The organism is Methylomonas sp. ZR1, from assembly GCF_013141865.1.
Classification (GTDB): Bacteria; Pseudomonadota; Gammaproteobacteria; order Methylococcales; family Methylomonadaceae; genus Methylomonas.
The window spans coordinates 3,647,184-3,662,288 of record NZ_RCST01000001.1; the positions used below are offsets into that span (position 1 = coordinate 3,647,184).

Consider the following 15,105-nt stretch of genomic DNA (forward strand, 5'->3'; position numbering starts at 1 on the left):
GCTGCAACAGACGGGCCAATTTACTTAGGTAATTTGGCGATTTCCGAGACTTTTTCGAAATCGGCGCCGACGCTGATGATAAAGCTGGTCACTTGCTCGATACTCATATCCGATTTAACCACTTTCGATTCGTGCACAATCACCGCAAACCCTGAAGTAGGATTGGGCGATGTCGGCACAAACAACACATAACGGTCGTCGGTCTTGTTGGTTACGTAGGCAGGCACCCAAATGCCCTCCTTTGGATATTCGATGTACACCACTTCGCGCGGCTCTTGCAATTGATGGCCGGCAATCATGTTCACCAGTTTCTTGGTCACCCGGTAAATCGTACTTAACAGCGGGATGCGCTCGATCAGGTGTTCGAACATCGCGATGATGGAAAACCGGCCCAGACTAACCCGACTCCCCACATAGGTAATGGTCGCGAAACTGGCGGCAAACAACAAAAATGTCACCAGATAATTATCGGAATAACCGTAAACGAATTGAAACAAATCGGTAAGTCGGTCTTTCACGAACAACACGATTTGTACAATCACCATAACCGGTATAAACGCCAGAATGCCGATCAGGGTGTGGTTAAGGATTTTCTTCATGATGCGCCTACCTTTATTAATTATAGTTGTTAGGAAACTAGGTTTTAGCAGAGTTACGCCGGTTAAGGAAGTCTCGATGCATGCATTACCTGCGAAACACCCCGAGCCGCACTCAAGGTAACATTTTATAAAGGCCGCGCGTGGCAATCGCCATCAGCGGCAGCATTACTCCCGTCAGGCACAGCAGCGCGCTCAAGGTCGTCAGACTGGCGCTGGCATCCCAAATAGTCAAAGAACTATTTAAAGAGATATTGGACGGCGCCAAGAACGGAAACAAGGACACTCCCATGGTTAAAATCACCATCACCACCATCACGGCACTCGCCAGCAACGCCCAATGCGCTCTATCCAGACGGGACAACACCAACGCGGCTATCCCGCAGACAAAGGCCAAAGCAGGCAAGGCCCATAGAGCCGGTTCGTGCTCGTAATTGTCCAGCCACAAACCGTCGCCGCGTTTCACAAATTTGGTCAATGGGTTGGAAACCCCATTCGGCATAATCTCGGTGCTGACGTGATAACCCTCCAGATGAGTAATCCAACCGCCGGCCAACGCAAACAACACCAAAAATGCCAGACCACTGGACATGGCCAGCGCCTTACTGCGCTGGTATAGCTCGTCTTGGCTATGCGTTTGCAGATAAATCGCGCCATGCACTGCCAATAAGGCTACGCAGGTAGCGCCGACCAAGGACGCAAACGGACTGAACAGCCCGGAAAAACTGCCCAGAAAAGCAATGTGCATATCACTGGCTAAATGAAACGGCACGCCTTTCAACAGATTGCCGGCCATCACCCCCAACAGCGCCGCCGGCAACAAGCCACAAATAAACAAGGCCTTATCCCATTTTTTCAGACTATCCTCGCGCGTCACGCTAGCTCTGAAATACCAGCCCAAAGGCCGCACGAATAGCGATAACACCATCAACAATAGCAAAGGTTGAAAGCTGGCAAACGTCGCCGCATACACTGTCGGCCAACCGACAAACAATACACCGATAGTTACCAATAGCCAGACCTGATTCCCGGCGCTGGTTGGCGCCAACCTGGCGACCAGCTCGGCGCGCTGCACCTCGGAGGCATGCAAAAAGGGCAACAACAGGCTGACGCCGATCTCGATACCGCTGCTCAGCACAAAACCGATCACGAACAAGCCCAACACGCCCCAACAGATCAAGCGCAGCATTTCATAATCAAGCAACATAACTCGGCTCCTGGTTAATCGGCAACGCGGTGGCGCAGCCCTGCCCGATAAACTTTAAAGTTAACATGACGGCCAACGCCAGCAGGCCGGCATAGGTCAAACCGTAAGCCGCCAGACTGACCGCCAGATCGGCGACAGCCAATGTGGATACCCCTTGCCAGATGGGCAGCATATCGGCCACCAGCCAAGGCTGCCGGCCGAACTCCGAGATAAACCAGCCGCTGGCACTTGCCAACCACGGCAACGGTAAAGCGTAAACACTGGCCTTGAATAACCAGGCATGCTGCCACCCGACGATATTGACCGCGTTTGCCGCTACAAACAGCAGCGCCAGTAAAGCGCCGGCCGCAATCATCAGTCTATATCCCCAATACAAACGCCCGCTAGCCGGCACGCTGGCGCTGACGGCTTGTTCTATCTGCGCTGGACTGGCATCGGTCACGCTCTCCCGCCAACGCTTCAGCAATAAGCCATAACCCAAATCAACTTTGGCGGCGGCAAATGCCGCCAACAGTTCCGGCTCTTTTTTGTCGTCGCGCAATTCTTGCAACAGCGCGTAAGCTTTTATGCCATTGCCTATGCGCTGACGATTTTGTGCCAAAATCGCAGCATTGGGCAGACCGTTAATGGCCGCCAATTTGTTATGCTGCATCGCGCCGGCGCCATAAACACTGGCATCGCCTATCGCCATCGTAGCGATCACACTCGCCAAACCCAAAGCGGCCGCCATCCGGTAAGAACGTTGCGCCAATTCGGTTTCGCGCTGCTTCAGTAAATAGTAAGCGCTGATAGCCAACACAAAACCAGCCGCCACCACATAACCGGCCAGCAAACTATGCACAAATTTCGCCCAAGCCAGCGGATTGCTCAGCACCAACGACACATCGAGCAACTCCAGGCGCAGCGTTTGGGTGTTCAATTCCGCACCCACGGGATTTTGCATCCAGCCGCTGGCGATCAGAAAACCGAAAAAACTCAAGTGACAGCCAATCGCGATTAGCCAAGTTACCGCCAAATGTGTGCCTTTACCCAGGCGCTGCCAGCCAAATAAAAACCAGCCCAGGCCGTTGGCAGCTATAAACAAACCGGCAAACCCCAACAATAAAGGCAAGGCAAACACATCGCCGACATAATGCGCAAAATACGACCAATGAGAGCCGAATTGACTCGCCATCACCAGAGAAGAAGCCATATTCAAGCCAAAACCAATCGCGAACAACTTTCCCCAGAACTGCGTGATACGTTGATAAACGCTCTGCCCGCTGAATACAAACCAGGAATCCATAGCCGCCAACAAGAGCGATAAACCCAGCGTCAAAGGTACGAATAGAAAATATTGCACCGCATGTAGCGCAAACTGCGCCCGCGATAACTCAACAACCGTTTCGGAAATCATCCCCACTCCTCGGTCAAGCTCAAAAATGCGGGCAATTATAGAGTTATCCGCTTGTTTGTCTGCGATTTTTCTCGACCGATTCGCATTAAAACCCGCGTGAAAAACTGGAGAATACAGACGACTGATATACACTTTTCAACTTACAAGTACACATTCCAAAACCTCATGGGCTTTACTCCGCGCCACATCGTTGGACTGAAAATAGTCGCTATAGCCCTGCTCTACGCCATGCTGGCCAAACTGGTATTGGCTTTTTTTTCCGACAACGGCAATGTCACGCTGGTTTGGTTTCCAGCCGGCCTGGGGATGGCCACTTTTCTGTTGGGCGGCAAGCGCTATTGGCCGGGCGTATTCATCGGCGCGTTTCTGGCCGGCATGCTGGTCGGCGACTCCTGGTTAATCTCCGCCTGCATCGCTACCGGCAATATCCTGGAATCCTGGCTTGGCGCCTGGCTACTGCTTGGCAACCCAGGCTTTTCGCTATCGCTACGGCACCCGCGGGATTTTGCCTGGCTGACTTTGACAGGCATCATCGCCGCCTGTTTCAGCGCACTGATCGGCCCCATGACCTTGTTTTTAAGCAAGTATCTGCCTGCCGAAGCCCTGCTGCCCAGTATGCGGCACTGGTGGATGGCCGACGTATTGGGAATCGCCTTGGTCACGCCTTTAATTCTGATCTGGCGACACTGGCCGAAAGACTGGTTCGCCCCCAAACGCTTACTGGAAACGCTGGCCTTCATAGCAACGAGTTTTTTGAGCGGCCAGGCGGTGTTTTTAAGCTGGTTTCCCAACCTGCTGAACGCTTACGGCGAAACCTATTGGGCCTTCCTGTTTGTGGTTTGGGCGGCTGTCAGATTCGGCCGTCACGGCGTGCTGCTTTTGGTGACCATGACCGCCATTCAATCCCTGTGGGGATTGCAACATCAGTTGGGCGCATTCGCCACCATACACCTGCAAAGCGGCCTGCTAAACATCTGGTTTTACCTGTTCATCCTGGCTAGCGTGGGCATACCGTTGGCCCTGACTTTATTCCATCAACAACAAATCAACCAGGCCTTACAACAAAGTGAGGCCCGCTTGAGTTTTGCATTGGAAACCATCGATACCGGCGCCTGGGATCTGGATTTGCAAGATTATTCGGTGCAACGCACGGCCATACACGATCAAATTTTCGGCTACAGCCAACTGCTGCCGCATTGGACCTATCATACATTTCTCGGCCATGTCACACCGGAACATCGAGATATGGTCAATGCCGGTTTCCAAACTGCCTGCACCCAACACAGCAATTGGAATTTCGAATGCCGCATCCGCCGCATCGACGGCGCAATCCGCTGGATTCGCGGCTCCGGTTGCCACCAAATCGGCAATAGCCCGCGCATGACCGGTATTCTGCAAGACATCACGGCACACAAATTGGCTGAAGAAGATCGGCAACTAGGGATGTTGTTTTACCAAAATTGCAGCGAAGCGATGATGATCACCGAAGCGGATGCCACCATCGTCTCGATTAACCCGGCATTCAGTCGCATTACCGGTTACTCCGCCGAAGAAATAATCGGCAAGAACGCCCGGATTCTGGGCTCCGGCCGGCATGACGATAGTTTTTTTCAATCCATGTGGCAAATCATCAATAGCAAAGGAAAATGGCAGGGCGAAATCTGGAATCGACGTAAAAACGGCGAACTTTATGTCGAGCAGCTCAACATCAACACCATTTTCGACCGCAACGGACTACCGCTAAAGCGTATTGGCCTGTTTTTCGACATCACCCAACGTAAGCTTGGTGAAGAACAACTGTGGAAACAGGTTAATTTAGATCCGCTCACGGGTGTTGGCAATCGCCGCCTGTTTTACGACAGACTGGAGCAAGACATTAAAAAAGCGCAGCGCGGCGGCTGGTTTTTGGCGTTGCTGGTGGTGGACATCGAGCACTTCAAAGACATTAACGAGCGCTTTGGTTATGCGCAAGGCGACAGCATTTTGCAGGAAGCCGCGCAGCGCGTGCTGGCGAATGTGCGGGAAACCGATTTGGTGGCGCGAATGGATGGTGCTGAATTTGCGGTCATCCTTACCGAGCTGGAAAAAACCGACAGCACTGAGCGCGTCGCGCAATTAATTATCGAAAAACTCGCCGAACCGTTTACGCTGGAACACGATACAGCCCAACTCAATTGCCGTATCGGTATCGCCATCTGCCCTGACCATGCCGACAATACCGAAGCGCTGAAACAAGCCGCTATGAATGCCGCCAAAAAAGCCGCCTCACAAACTTACCGATTCGCCAATCCGCCGACCGCGTTTTAACCGCGATTCAGCCAAGCCTCAACACACGCGCTGCCGCGGAAACACGCAGCGGAATTTACTGCCTCTGCCCAGTTGGCTTTCAATGTCCAGCTTGGCATCGTGCCTGACCAACACATGCTTGACGATGGCCAGCCCCAAACCCGTGCCGGGGATTTTTTGATTGCGTTTCACTTCGGCGCGGTAAAAGCGTTCGGTAATCCGGGGAATATCCACACTGGAGATGCCGTCGCCAAAATCTTCCACTTCAAAATAAACGCTGCCGTCGGGCTTGCCCCGCCAACTCACTTTAACCGGCGAGCTAGGCTGCGAATATTTCATGGCATTGACCAACAGATTGCTGAAAGCGCTACGCAACTCCTCCATATCGCCACGCACATTGGCTCGGCTATCCAACACCAGCTCGACCCGGCGCTCATCCTTTTCCAACAAATCGCTTTCCTGGCAAACCTGCACGAGCAAATCAGGAATATTCACGCATTCGAATTTCTTGGTTTTGCTCTCCAGGCGCGCCAGTAGCAGTAAATCATCGATCAAGGCTTGCATGCGCTCGGTCTGTGCCGCCATGTTTTGGAATGAGCGCGTGTAAGGACTGCTACCGTCGTCAAGTTCCTGCAAGGTCTCCAGATAACCACGCAACACGGTAATCGGCGTGCGTAATTCGTGCGAGACATTGGCCACAAAGTCGGTACGCATCCGTTCGATATTCTTTAGATGGGTGACATCCTGCGCCATCAACAAACGTAAGCCGGCACCGTAAGGGAAGATGCCGATTTGCAAAATCATGTTTTCGTTGATAGGCGAGGGAATACAAACCTTGTTGTGGTAATCCTGATCCTTCAGGTACTGAATAAACAGCGGGTGCCGGACCAAGTTAGGAATCCGCTGTCCGTTATCGGAACGCTTCAGGCCCAGATAGTCATAGGCCACTTTGTTGCTCCACTCGATTTCGCCATAGCTGCCTAGTACCACAATGGCGTCAGGCAAGGCGCTGGTCGATTTGCGAAACCCATCCAGCATTTTGCCCAACTTCTTCTTCTGGCGTTTTTGGCTTTTGCGAATTTTATAAAAGTGGTAGTAGATGTCGCCCCAGATCCCTTTAAAATCGGGACGCTCTCCTCGGCCGCCCTGGCTTAACCAACGCTCCAGGCGGCTCACGTTGATCGATTGCTTAATGTAGAGAAAAAGGGTGATTGCCCATAAGAAATAGCTGAGGTGCCCGACAATAAAACTCAGCAGTAAAGCCGGTATCAGTAAAGCAATAGCAATATTTATTTCCCGCTGCCAACGCTGCATGAATAATCAGTTTGCCATCGAAAAACGGTAACCGAATCCGCGCACGGTCTGGATCAATTCCTCGCGGCCGTATTCGGCCAGAATTTTGCGCAAGCGGCGAATATGCACATCCACGGTACGCTCCTCTATGTACACGCTACGCCCCCAGACCTGATCCAGCAAATGGGTTCGACTGTAGACCTTGTCGGGATTGGTCATAAAAAACTGCATCAATCTAAACTCGGTAGGACTGACTTCCAGACTGCGGCCGGCGATAGTCAGTTTGTGTTGCTCGGCATCCAAAGTGAGATCGCCGACGCTGAGCTGTCCGGATTCCGACAACTTACCGCTGCGACGCATCACGGCCTTGATCCGGGCGATCAGTTCTTTCGGCGAAAAAGGCTTGGTCACATAATCGTCCGCACCAATTTCCAAGCCGCGAATTTTGTCTTCTTCCTCGCCGCGCGCGGTGAGCAAAATAATAGGCAACTCCTTGTAACCCGGCTCATTTTTCAAGCGTCTGGCCAATTCCACGCCGCTGATCCCCGGCAGCATCCAGTCCAGAATAATCAAATCCACCATATTATCGGCCAAACTCTCCCGGGCCTGCTCGGCACTGCCAACGGCGATCACCGTCAAATTGGCCTGTTCCAGCACCATGACCAGCATCTCCCTGATCGCTTCTTCGTCTTCCACGACCAGGATTTTCAAGTTCGACATAAGCATGTTTAGTCTAAAGGGTCCAAGGATTAGGCTAATTTAGCAGCGCTATATTACCGTTTTGTGACAAAAAAAGCCGGCCAATCCCCGAGCTATCGTCCCTTGCCAGAGTCCGGCATCGGCCGCGCCGTCACGCCGCTATCCCCAACAGGAGCGGCAAAGGCGTCCGACACTAAAGTACTTATATTGCCGCCGCTCAGCGCTTCCAGAAACGCTACAAGATCAGCGATTTCCCGATCAGACAAGCCCAGCGGCTTGAGCAAGGGCGACAAATTTTCGTTGGCTACGCCGCCTTGATTATAAAACTTCAGCACCCCCGCCAGACTAGGCAAGGAACCGTTATGCATATAAGGCGCGCTGAGCGCGACGTTGCGTAGCGACGGGGTTTTGTAAGCCCAGCGGTCGGCGGGATTTTGACTGACCTCGTAATAACCCAAATCGCCGGGTTTCTCGGTATTTACACCTTTCAGATGCTCGCTATCCACCTCCACAAATACGCCCGGCGCCACTTGCACTCTTTGTTTTTCCGGCGACTTTTGCATGGATTCGGCATAGCCAATACCGGTGTTATGGCGTTTTTGATCGGTAAATAAGGCAGACTTGTCGCCAATCACGTGACAACTGCTGCAAGCGGCTTTACCGGTAAACAAAGCAAAACCCCGTTGCGCCGCCTCGCTAATCGCCGTTTTTTGTTTGCCAAAATACCAGCGGTCGAATGGCGAATCGGCGGCATTTAACGTGCGCTGATAGCTAGCCAAGGCCTGACCGATGGTTTCCATCGTCGGCCCTTTGTTAAAGGCTTTTTCAAACAGTCCGCGATAATCGGCGCTGGCTTTTAGCTTTTCCACCACATAGCCAATTGACGGATTCGCCATCTCGTTGTGCGCCAGCAATGGGCCCCAGGCTTGTTGCTCCAGGCTGTTCTCTCGACCATCGTGAAACAGCAATTGCGCGTAACCTACGTTATACAAAGACGGGCTATTGCGCCGCACACTGCGCCCTTCAATACCCACCGCCGTGGTCATTTCGTTATTACTAAAGCCTTGTTCCGGGATGTGGCAGATGGCACAGGAAAAGGTATTGTTCAGGGAGAGCCGCCGGTCGAAGAACAGCTTGCGACCCAACGCGATCTTGGCAGGCGTGAGCGGGTTGTCTTTGGGCACCGGTAATTTCGGCAAACCCAGCGGCGGTTGTTGCGCAAACGCCAGCAAATTAGCCGGCTGACCCATACGTTGCGCCAGCGCCAGCGAGCGGGTTTGGTAATCGGCTTGCTGGTAGTTTTGTTTATTGTCGCCAGGCTGGAACAACATTTCGGGCTTGACTGCTAGCACTGCGGCGACTTGCGGCCTTGCGTCTGCCAGTAGCGTTTTCACATCGTTGATCAGCGTGTCGGCATGCAGAAAATCCACGCTATAAATATTGCGGACGTTTTTATCCTTATCGATCAGATACACTCGCAGCAAATGCGAAAACGTACCGGTAAACTGGCCTTTGTCGTCGTAGACTTTTTGCACATTTTGCTGGTAGCCGTCGAGGATGGGCTGCAAGCTGGCCTCGTCTTTGGTGGTCAGAAATTGCCAATCGAAATCGCCGGTTTTAAATCCCTCGCCGTACTGGCGCATCATTTCCGGGGTGTCCTGGGCCGGGTTAAAGCTCAACGTCAACAATCTGAGTTTGTCGGCCAATTCCGGCTGTTTTTGTAATTGCCGGCTGATTTTGTGCAACACCTGAGTTGCCAGCGGGCAGCCGTTGACGTCGCTGCAGGCCGCGTAAATGAAGCTCAGCAATACCAGCTTGCCCCCCATTAAGTCGTGGAGGTGTTTGGGCTGGTTGTTGGTGGTTAGGATTTCGCCGTCGGCGGCTTGGGTGATGACTGGCAGGGTGTAGGTGCCGGGTTTTGCGGGTTCGAAAGGTAATGCGGTGTAGCCGGGGGCGATGGGTTTGGTTTCTTGAGCTTGGCTTAATGGCGTTATCAAGTTAAAGAGAAAGCACAGGAACCCTATCGTTCCCATGCTCCAGCGTGGGAATGCCGCTGCGGACGCTCTAGCGTCCGCTTTCAGACAAAGTAGACTGAGGCGATAAGGAAGTTTCATGATTGCTGTTTACTTTTGGGATAGGTGTCGCTGTCGCGACGGCTTATTTTAATGTCGGTTCGCGGACCGACAACCGCGATACTTTCTTTTGCTTGGCCAAAAGAAAGTATCCAAAGAAAAAGCCACCCGGACGCCGCTTATTCCCTGCGCTCCGTAGCTTTTGAACGGGGTTGCCGAAAGGGGCTCCTGCCCCTTCGGCAACGCGATGCATCCCTGCATCGCCCCTGCGGGCTGATCCGTTCAAAAACTCCGGTGCTCGGCGCGGCATACGGGAAGAAACCATCCTAAAATTTGGCTAAACCCTTGCGTCTAAAAGCAATTATTCGAAAGGCCATCCAACTCCTTCAAGCAGCTACGAAATGACATTCTTTTTAGCTGCCTATCTCCCAGCGCGACGACGTGGCCTAAGTCATAGTCGCCGGTTCTTGGAAAAGCGTCGCAATTGGCCGGACAACTAATTACACCTGTCAAATGCCCTAAGACGCCAACAACAATAATAATTTTATCGGGAACTGCACTGGTAATTATCGCGACAAAAGAGCAACCGAACATGTCATTGATTCGCTCGAAAATACTATGCATTTCGGCATCGCCATCACCGACAGGTTTAGGCCAATACCAACCTGTTGAAACTATATTGTTGATCAACACCTCATCGTGAAGCTCGCCTCCATAATGCATCAAAGCCCGAAGCTCCGACGTTTCTGTATTTGCAATAAAAGCGTCTCCATACACGAAATAGCCTGATGCAAGCGCAACTTTTGCGGTGAATTTGAGCCGGAGACTTCTTTCTTGGCAAATCCCGATAGTGACTCTCTGTCCTTTCAGGTCATCACTTGTTAATGACTTCGCCCTTAGATGGCTATAGAGTTGCAACAAACCATTTTCATCAAATTTAAAAACCACCGACTTGTCAGTTCCAACGGTTATTTTGGCTTTAGGCGGCGTTATCGCCTTATTCTTGTGTCCACGAGCATCATGCTTTTTCCTATTTGTTGCCAAGAACAGGCAGGACTTTAGTTTCTCGTCTAATTCCCTGTTAGAACGAGTGTTGGAAATCTTTGAGACTTGAATTGTGAATGCATTGCTTCCTCCAAGAGTTAAAGGAAATATATGTTCTTCGTTTGAATCGTTATCTGAGATATGAGAATTTGAATATATGCAGAAAACCATAGGATCCCTTTTCATTATCAAGTACGGCCATACGATGCGCCTCCTTACGTCGGCAGCATCCTATCTGATTGCAACTGATTGAGTTTCAAATCCCCGGTGGGTTTTCCTCCCGTATGCCGCGCCGAGCACCGAAGCTTTTATCGAGATCAGCCCGAAGGGGCAGCGCATGGATGCGCTGCGTCGGCGGAGGGGCTGGGAAGCCCCTTCTGCCGACCCTCGATAAAAGCTTCGGAGCGCAGGATCAAAGCGGCGTTCGGGTGGCGTTTTCTTTGGATACTTTCTTTTGGCCAAGCAAAAGAAAGTATCTCGGCCGTCGGGCCGAGACCCGACTTCAAATAAAGCCGTCGCGCCAGCGACACAAATACAACAAACCCGAACGGCCACCGAGCAAACAACTACTTGGGCGAACCGCCATACAAAGCATACGCCCCAAACCGCATTTGATGCGCCCTACCCAATTTCTCTTTTGTAAAATCAATCGAGAACTGCTCGGTCAACTTGCTGCCATCCCAGCTATACGCCTTGAAGAATTGCTCGTTATCCGCGCCCTTCTTGTCCCAGTTCGCCAACAGCGACGAAGTGTAATACAAGCGCTTGCCGTCCCAGCTTGAGGACACCATATTCACCTGCGCACCGATTTTTTGTTCGAACACTTGTTTGGGGTGGAACGGATCACTGATGTCGAAGCGGCGGGTCATGCCGTCCATGAAGGTGTTGACCCATAAAGTTTTGTCGTCGCTGGAGATCGAGATGTCCACCGGCAGCGGGATTTTGGCCGGTTCGCCGATGTCGGCAACATCCTTGGCTTGCCATTCGCCTTTGTCGTCTTGATGAATCAGCCAGATTTTTGAAGTCAGCGCGGTGCTGGTGAAGCAGTAATTGTGGTCTTCCGCCCAGGCACAGCGGATTTCCAGCGGCGCGCCGGGCACGTCGAACACCTTTTTCGGTTGACGGCTGTGTAAATCCCATTGCACCACGGTGTTGCCGAAGCGTTTCATCGCTTCCGGGTCGGCCAGCATTTTGCCGAAATCCATCATGTAGTTCGACCAGCCGGTGAACGACGAAGTCAGCATCAAGTTTTTACGCGGCAGTACCCGCACGTCGTAGTTATAGCCGTCGGCGTATTTGCCGGATTTGATCGCGCCTTCCAGGTTGCTGTCGGTCGGCAGCCAGTAGGTGGCGATGTAATCGCCGGCGTTGCTGTATTCCACAATCGCGGTGCGGCCGCCGTGGTCTTTGTTGTTTGACAAACCGGTGATGATCATTCGCCCCGGCAAGGCGTACAAGCTGTGCGGGCCAACTACGCCGCCGCTTTTGGCGACGAAATCGGTGATGGTTTTAGTCAGCTTGGGCTTGGCCGGGTCGGTAGACACATCGAAGATGAAAATTTTGTTGGTATCCAAGCCGCCGGCCCAGAGAAATTTACGGTCGTCGGTAAAGTCGGAATGGTGCGCTTCGTTGCGGCCACCCACCGACAGACTGCCGATCACCTTGCCGTATTGTTTGGATTTTGGATTGACGTCGACGGTGACCAGTTTGTCCTGCTCGTCGCCGACGCCTTCTGCGCCCAAGGTCCAGATGTATACAAAATCCTCCTGGCCGGTGATTTTCGCCATGTACGGCGAGGCGCAGGTTTCGTCGGCGTTGGCCGACAGGCTGGCGGTGCCGAGCAATAGCGCGGCGGTAAAGGTGCTTAGTTTAAATGTCATGATTGTTATCCCCGTTAATTGTCGTTGTTATCGTTCCCACGCTCCAGCGTGGGAATGCATGTTGAACCGCTCCTGCGGTTCGGGACGCTGGAGCGTCCCTAGCTCGGTTCCAACGCCGGAGCGTGGGAACCATAAATTGGTGGTGTATCAATCGCCCGTGGTCGGGTCGATAATGGTGGTAATTTGTTCGATGCGATTGGCCGGAAACCCGCCTTGCTCGGCGTGTTCGCGTATTGCTTGTTCGCTGTCGGCAATATACACGCAATACACTTTGTCGCCGGTCACGTAGCTGTGCAGCCATTGAATGCGCGGCCCCATGTCGCGCAACACGCCGCAGGATTTTTGGGAAATGCCTTGCAGCTCAGCTGGCGTCAACTGGCCAGCGCCGGGAATGTCGCGTTCGATGATGTACTTGGGCATGATAATCTCCTAATAAATGACCGGTCGTCTAATTTTCCGGCGTTAAAAAATGCTGCCTACTTGGGCAGCGGATTGCTTAGTCAATAATGAATGCGCCTGCGTCTGATCGAACTTCTGACGAAAACGATGCGCTCACATCCTTGGGCTAAGTTATGGCTGTGATTTGGTGCAATTTAAACCCTCCCCAACCAATAAAGCGGACGACGGCGATGATGCGCAACCGCAAGAATCTGAATGCCGTCTTCAACTTCACGAAAAATAACATTGTAAGGAAATCCCTGAACTCTTCCTTTGTGTATGGTTGGCGGGAGCTCTAACCGGTAGCGTGCCGGCAATTCACAAGCGCTAGCAATAACCGATTTAATTGCCTTATCGAAGCGCATACCTAGTTCCGTACGCAAGGATTTATAGTAGGCAACGGTTTCCGCATATTCATCCGCAGCTTCAGGGTGAAAAGCATATTTCATTGCAAGATGGCTTGGACTCTTTGTTCCATTTCTTCAACGGAAATAAGCTGGACAGTTCCGTTATCAATCTCTGCTGCCCGACGTTGTGCTTCTAAAAGCCAGAGCTTTTCAATTTCTTGTTCTGACAAATCATCCAAGCTTGAAAGCAATTTCTCGGCAAGCCGAGCCCTTTCTTCAACAGGTAGATGCAAAACTTCTTGTTCAATCGATTGAATATTCATAATTAAAAACCAAAAAGTTACTTTTACTTTGAAACCGCTAAAGGCACGGTGCGTTCCTTTGAGCAACCGCGTTATGTGCAATTTTTATTGTTGTTTATGATTTGTTTTAATTGCCCTACACTCAACGCAGGACGTGTAATATGAATCATCGCATGACAATTTGGACATATTGGAATTAAATCTTTTACTGGGTTGAGCTCATATTGTCTCCCAATTTCTGAAATTGGAATAATATGATGGACATGAATATATTGTTTTCCAATTTCACCGTACAAACTTTCAAAATCGAATGAACAAACAGCACATTTATACCCATGATGCTCTAAACACTTCGCTCTAGCCAACGCACTACGCTCATATTGATTTACAGTTACAGTTTTAGACGCACCTTCTTTAAAAACCTCTTTTGGGTCTACTTCTTCAGGTAATCGCGCCCCATACGACTGGTCAGAGGCATACCAACTGTTTTCAATTCGAATTAACTTTTTATCACTGAGCTTCGGAGTGAAGCCTTTAATTTTAGCGGGCGCTCCTTCATCGTTTTCATCTGCCGCCATGTACTCCATTGGAAAAGTTTTAAGCTGATAACCTTCTTCTTCAATAAGCCGTATATGCTCTCGTGATTGGGAATATCCAGATTGTCCTTTCCCTTTCCGACTTATTGACCAATCATCACTAAAAATGAGTGTTAAGTTCCCATCATCAAAGACATTCCAAGCGCCAAATATTATGAATTTCTCGGATTCGTTTTTGAATGACCAACTCCAGGTCCAATTGTCACATGTTGCTCCTTGAGATTCTATAAATCGCTTGCGAGTCATATTCCTGTCAGTCCTTATAATATCACCTGAGGTCTCTTAGGCCGGCTTAGGCATTCGTCACAACCCAACAAATAACTTTGCCCCAAGCAACAAGCTAGCATCAAGCCCTAAAATAATCATCCAACAAATCCCGACAAACCGCCTGCAAAGGCTCCACCGATTGCTCGACCTTCATCCGCAGCAACGCCCCCTGCCAACCGTTCAGCATCAAATCCGCCATGCTCTTCGCCGAACGATCCAGCCTTACCGAGCCTTGCTTTTGTCCGCGTTCCAACGCCGCTTGCTGCAAGGCACTGTAGCGACCGACCGCATCCAATAAAGCATCGCGGCATAAGGGACTGGTGTCGCCAATCTCGCCCATCAGATTGCCCAGCAAGCAACCGCCTTTGAAACCACTTATCGCGACTTCGCCGATCAAGCCAGTGTAATAGGCTTTCAAGGCTGCCAAGCCGTCCGTTTCCGGGTTTTGCAAATGCCCGGACAAGCGCAGGATAAACGGCTCGATGTAGTGGTGTATCGCCTGGGCGGCAAACTGTTCCTTGCTGCCGAAATAACTGTAAAACGAGCCTTTCGGGATTTGTACCGTGTCCAGAATCTCTTTCAAGCCGGTGGCGTGGTAGCCTTTTTCCAACAGCAAGCTCACGCCCTGCTCCAGGAGTTTGTCTTTTTTGATCTGTTTGGGTGCCAATTTCGCCATGGGCCG

General features: G+C 51.4%; 14 protein-coding genes. 1 reads left to right on the plus strand and 13 read right to left on the minus strand.

The genetic code is table 11. The features are described from left to right. Window positions 1-20 precede the first annotated feature (20 nt). The 3 genes from DDY07_RS16490 to DDY07_RS16500 all read right to left on the minus strand — a co-directional run bounded on the left by DDY07_RS16490 (window position 21) and on the right by DDY07_RS16500 (window position 3,199). A complete protein-coding gene (locus tag DDY07_RS16490; RefSeq protein WP_033155879.1) occupies window positions 21-599 on the minus strand; it encodes a DUF502 domain-containing protein in 579 nt (192 codons plus the stop codon). A gap of 112 nt (window positions 600-711) precedes the next feature. Beyond that, a complete protein-coding gene (gene cydB, locus DDY07_RS16495) occupies window positions 712-1,803 on the minus strand; it encodes a cytochrome d ubiquinol oxidase subunit II (RefSeq protein WP_171696653.1) in 1,092 nt (363 codons plus the stop codon). After that, the gene (locus DDY07_RS16500; protein ID WP_171696654.1) at window positions 1,793-3,199 is read right to left on the minus strand and encodes a cytochrome ubiquinol oxidase subunit I; all 1,407 of its coding nucleotides are present in this window, start codon (window positions 3,197-3,199) and stop codon (window positions 1,793-1,795) included. The genes cydB and DDY07_RS16500 overlap by 11 nt, the downstream gene beginning before the upstream one ends. A gap of 165 nt (window positions 3,200-3,364) precedes the next feature. Here DDY07_RS16500 and DDY07_RS16505 point away from each other — a divergent pair, with 165 nt between their 5' ends. Then, window positions 3,365-5,506 carry a diguanylate cyclase gene (locus DDY07_RS16505; protein ID WP_171696655.1) on the plus strand — a complete coding sequence of 714 codons (2,142 nt, stop codon included), beginning with the start codon at window positions 3,365-3,367 and terminating at the stop codon, window positions 5,504-5,506. Between the two features lie 18 nt (window positions 5,507-5,524). Here the strand turns inward: DDY07_RS16505 and phoR are convergent, their stop codons facing one another. The 10 genes from phoR to DDY07_RS16555 all read right to left on the minus strand — a co-directional run bounded on the left by phoR (window position 5,525) and on the right by DDY07_RS16555 (window position 15,099). Then, window positions 5,525-6,799 carry a phosphate regulon sensor histidine kinase PhoR gene (gene phoR, locus DDY07_RS16510; protein ID WP_171696656.1) on the minus strand — a complete coding sequence of 425 codons (1,275 nt, stop codon included), beginning with the start codon at window positions 6,797-6,799 and terminating at the stop codon, window positions 5,525-5,527. 6 nt (window positions 6,800-6,805) lie between these two features. Continuing rightward, window positions 6,806-7,498: a phosphate regulon transcriptional regulator PhoB gene (phoB, locus tag DDY07_RS16515; protein WP_171696657.1), complete on the minus strand. Its 693-nt coding sequence runs from the start codon at window positions 7,496-7,498 to the stop codon at window positions 6,806-6,808. Between the two features lie 92 nt (window positions 7,499-7,590). Then, the gene (locus DDY07_RS16520; RefSeq protein ID WP_171696658.1) at window positions 7,591-9,591 is read right to left on the minus strand and encodes a cytochrome c peroxidase; all 2,001 of its coding nucleotides are present in this window, start codon (window positions 9,589-9,591) and stop codon (window positions 7,591-7,593) included. 309 nt (window positions 9,592-9,900) lie between these two features. Next, window positions 9,901-10,779, minus strand: a complete 879-nt coding sequence (locus tag DDY07_RS16525) for a hypothetical protein (protein WP_171696659.1) — start codon at window positions 10,777-10,779, stop codon at window positions 9,901-9,903. Window positions 10,780-11,159: 380 nt separating this feature from the next. Next, window positions 11,160-12,473 (minus strand): selenium-binding protein SBP56-related protein, encoded by a 1,314-nt coding sequence (locus DDY07_RS16530; RefSeq protein ID WP_171696660.1) that lies wholly within the window; start codon window positions 12,471-12,473, stop codon window positions 11,160-11,162. 147 nt (window positions 12,474-12,620) lie between these two features. Continuing rightward, on the minus strand, window positions 12,621-12,893 hold the full coding sequence (locus DDY07_RS16535; RefSeq protein WP_171696661.1) for a DUF4242 domain-containing protein: 273 nt from the start codon (window positions 12,891-12,893) through the stop codon (window positions 12,621-12,623). Between the two features lie 173 nt (window positions 12,894-13,066). Continuing rightward, window positions 13,067-13,360 (minus strand): type II toxin-antitoxin system RelE/ParE family toxin, encoded by a 294-nt coding sequence (locus DDY07_RS16540; protein ID WP_171696662.1) that lies wholly within the window; start codon window positions 13,358-13,360, stop codon window positions 13,067-13,069. Beyond that, window positions 13,357-13,581, minus strand: coding sequence for an addiction module protein (locus DDY07_RS16545; RefSeq protein ID WP_171696663.1), 225 nt, complete (start codon window positions 13,579-13,581; stop codon window positions 13,357-13,359). Before DDY07_RS16545 ends, DDY07_RS16540 begins: the two co-directional genes overlap by 4 nt. A 71-nt stretch (window positions 13,582-13,652) precedes the next feature. Further along, window positions 13,653-14,402, minus strand: coding sequence for an HNH endonuclease (locus DDY07_RS16550; RefSeq protein ID WP_171696664.1), 750 nt, complete (start codon window positions 14,400-14,402; stop codon window positions 13,653-13,655). A 100-nt stretch (window positions 14,403-14,502) separates the two neighbouring features. Beyond that, window positions 14,503-15,099: a TetR/AcrR family transcriptional regulator gene (locus tag DDY07_RS16555; RefSeq protein WP_171696665.1), complete on the minus strand. Its 597-nt coding sequence runs from the start codon at window positions 15,097-15,099 to the stop codon at window positions 14,503-14,505. Window positions 15,100-15,105 lie beyond the last annotated feature (6 nt).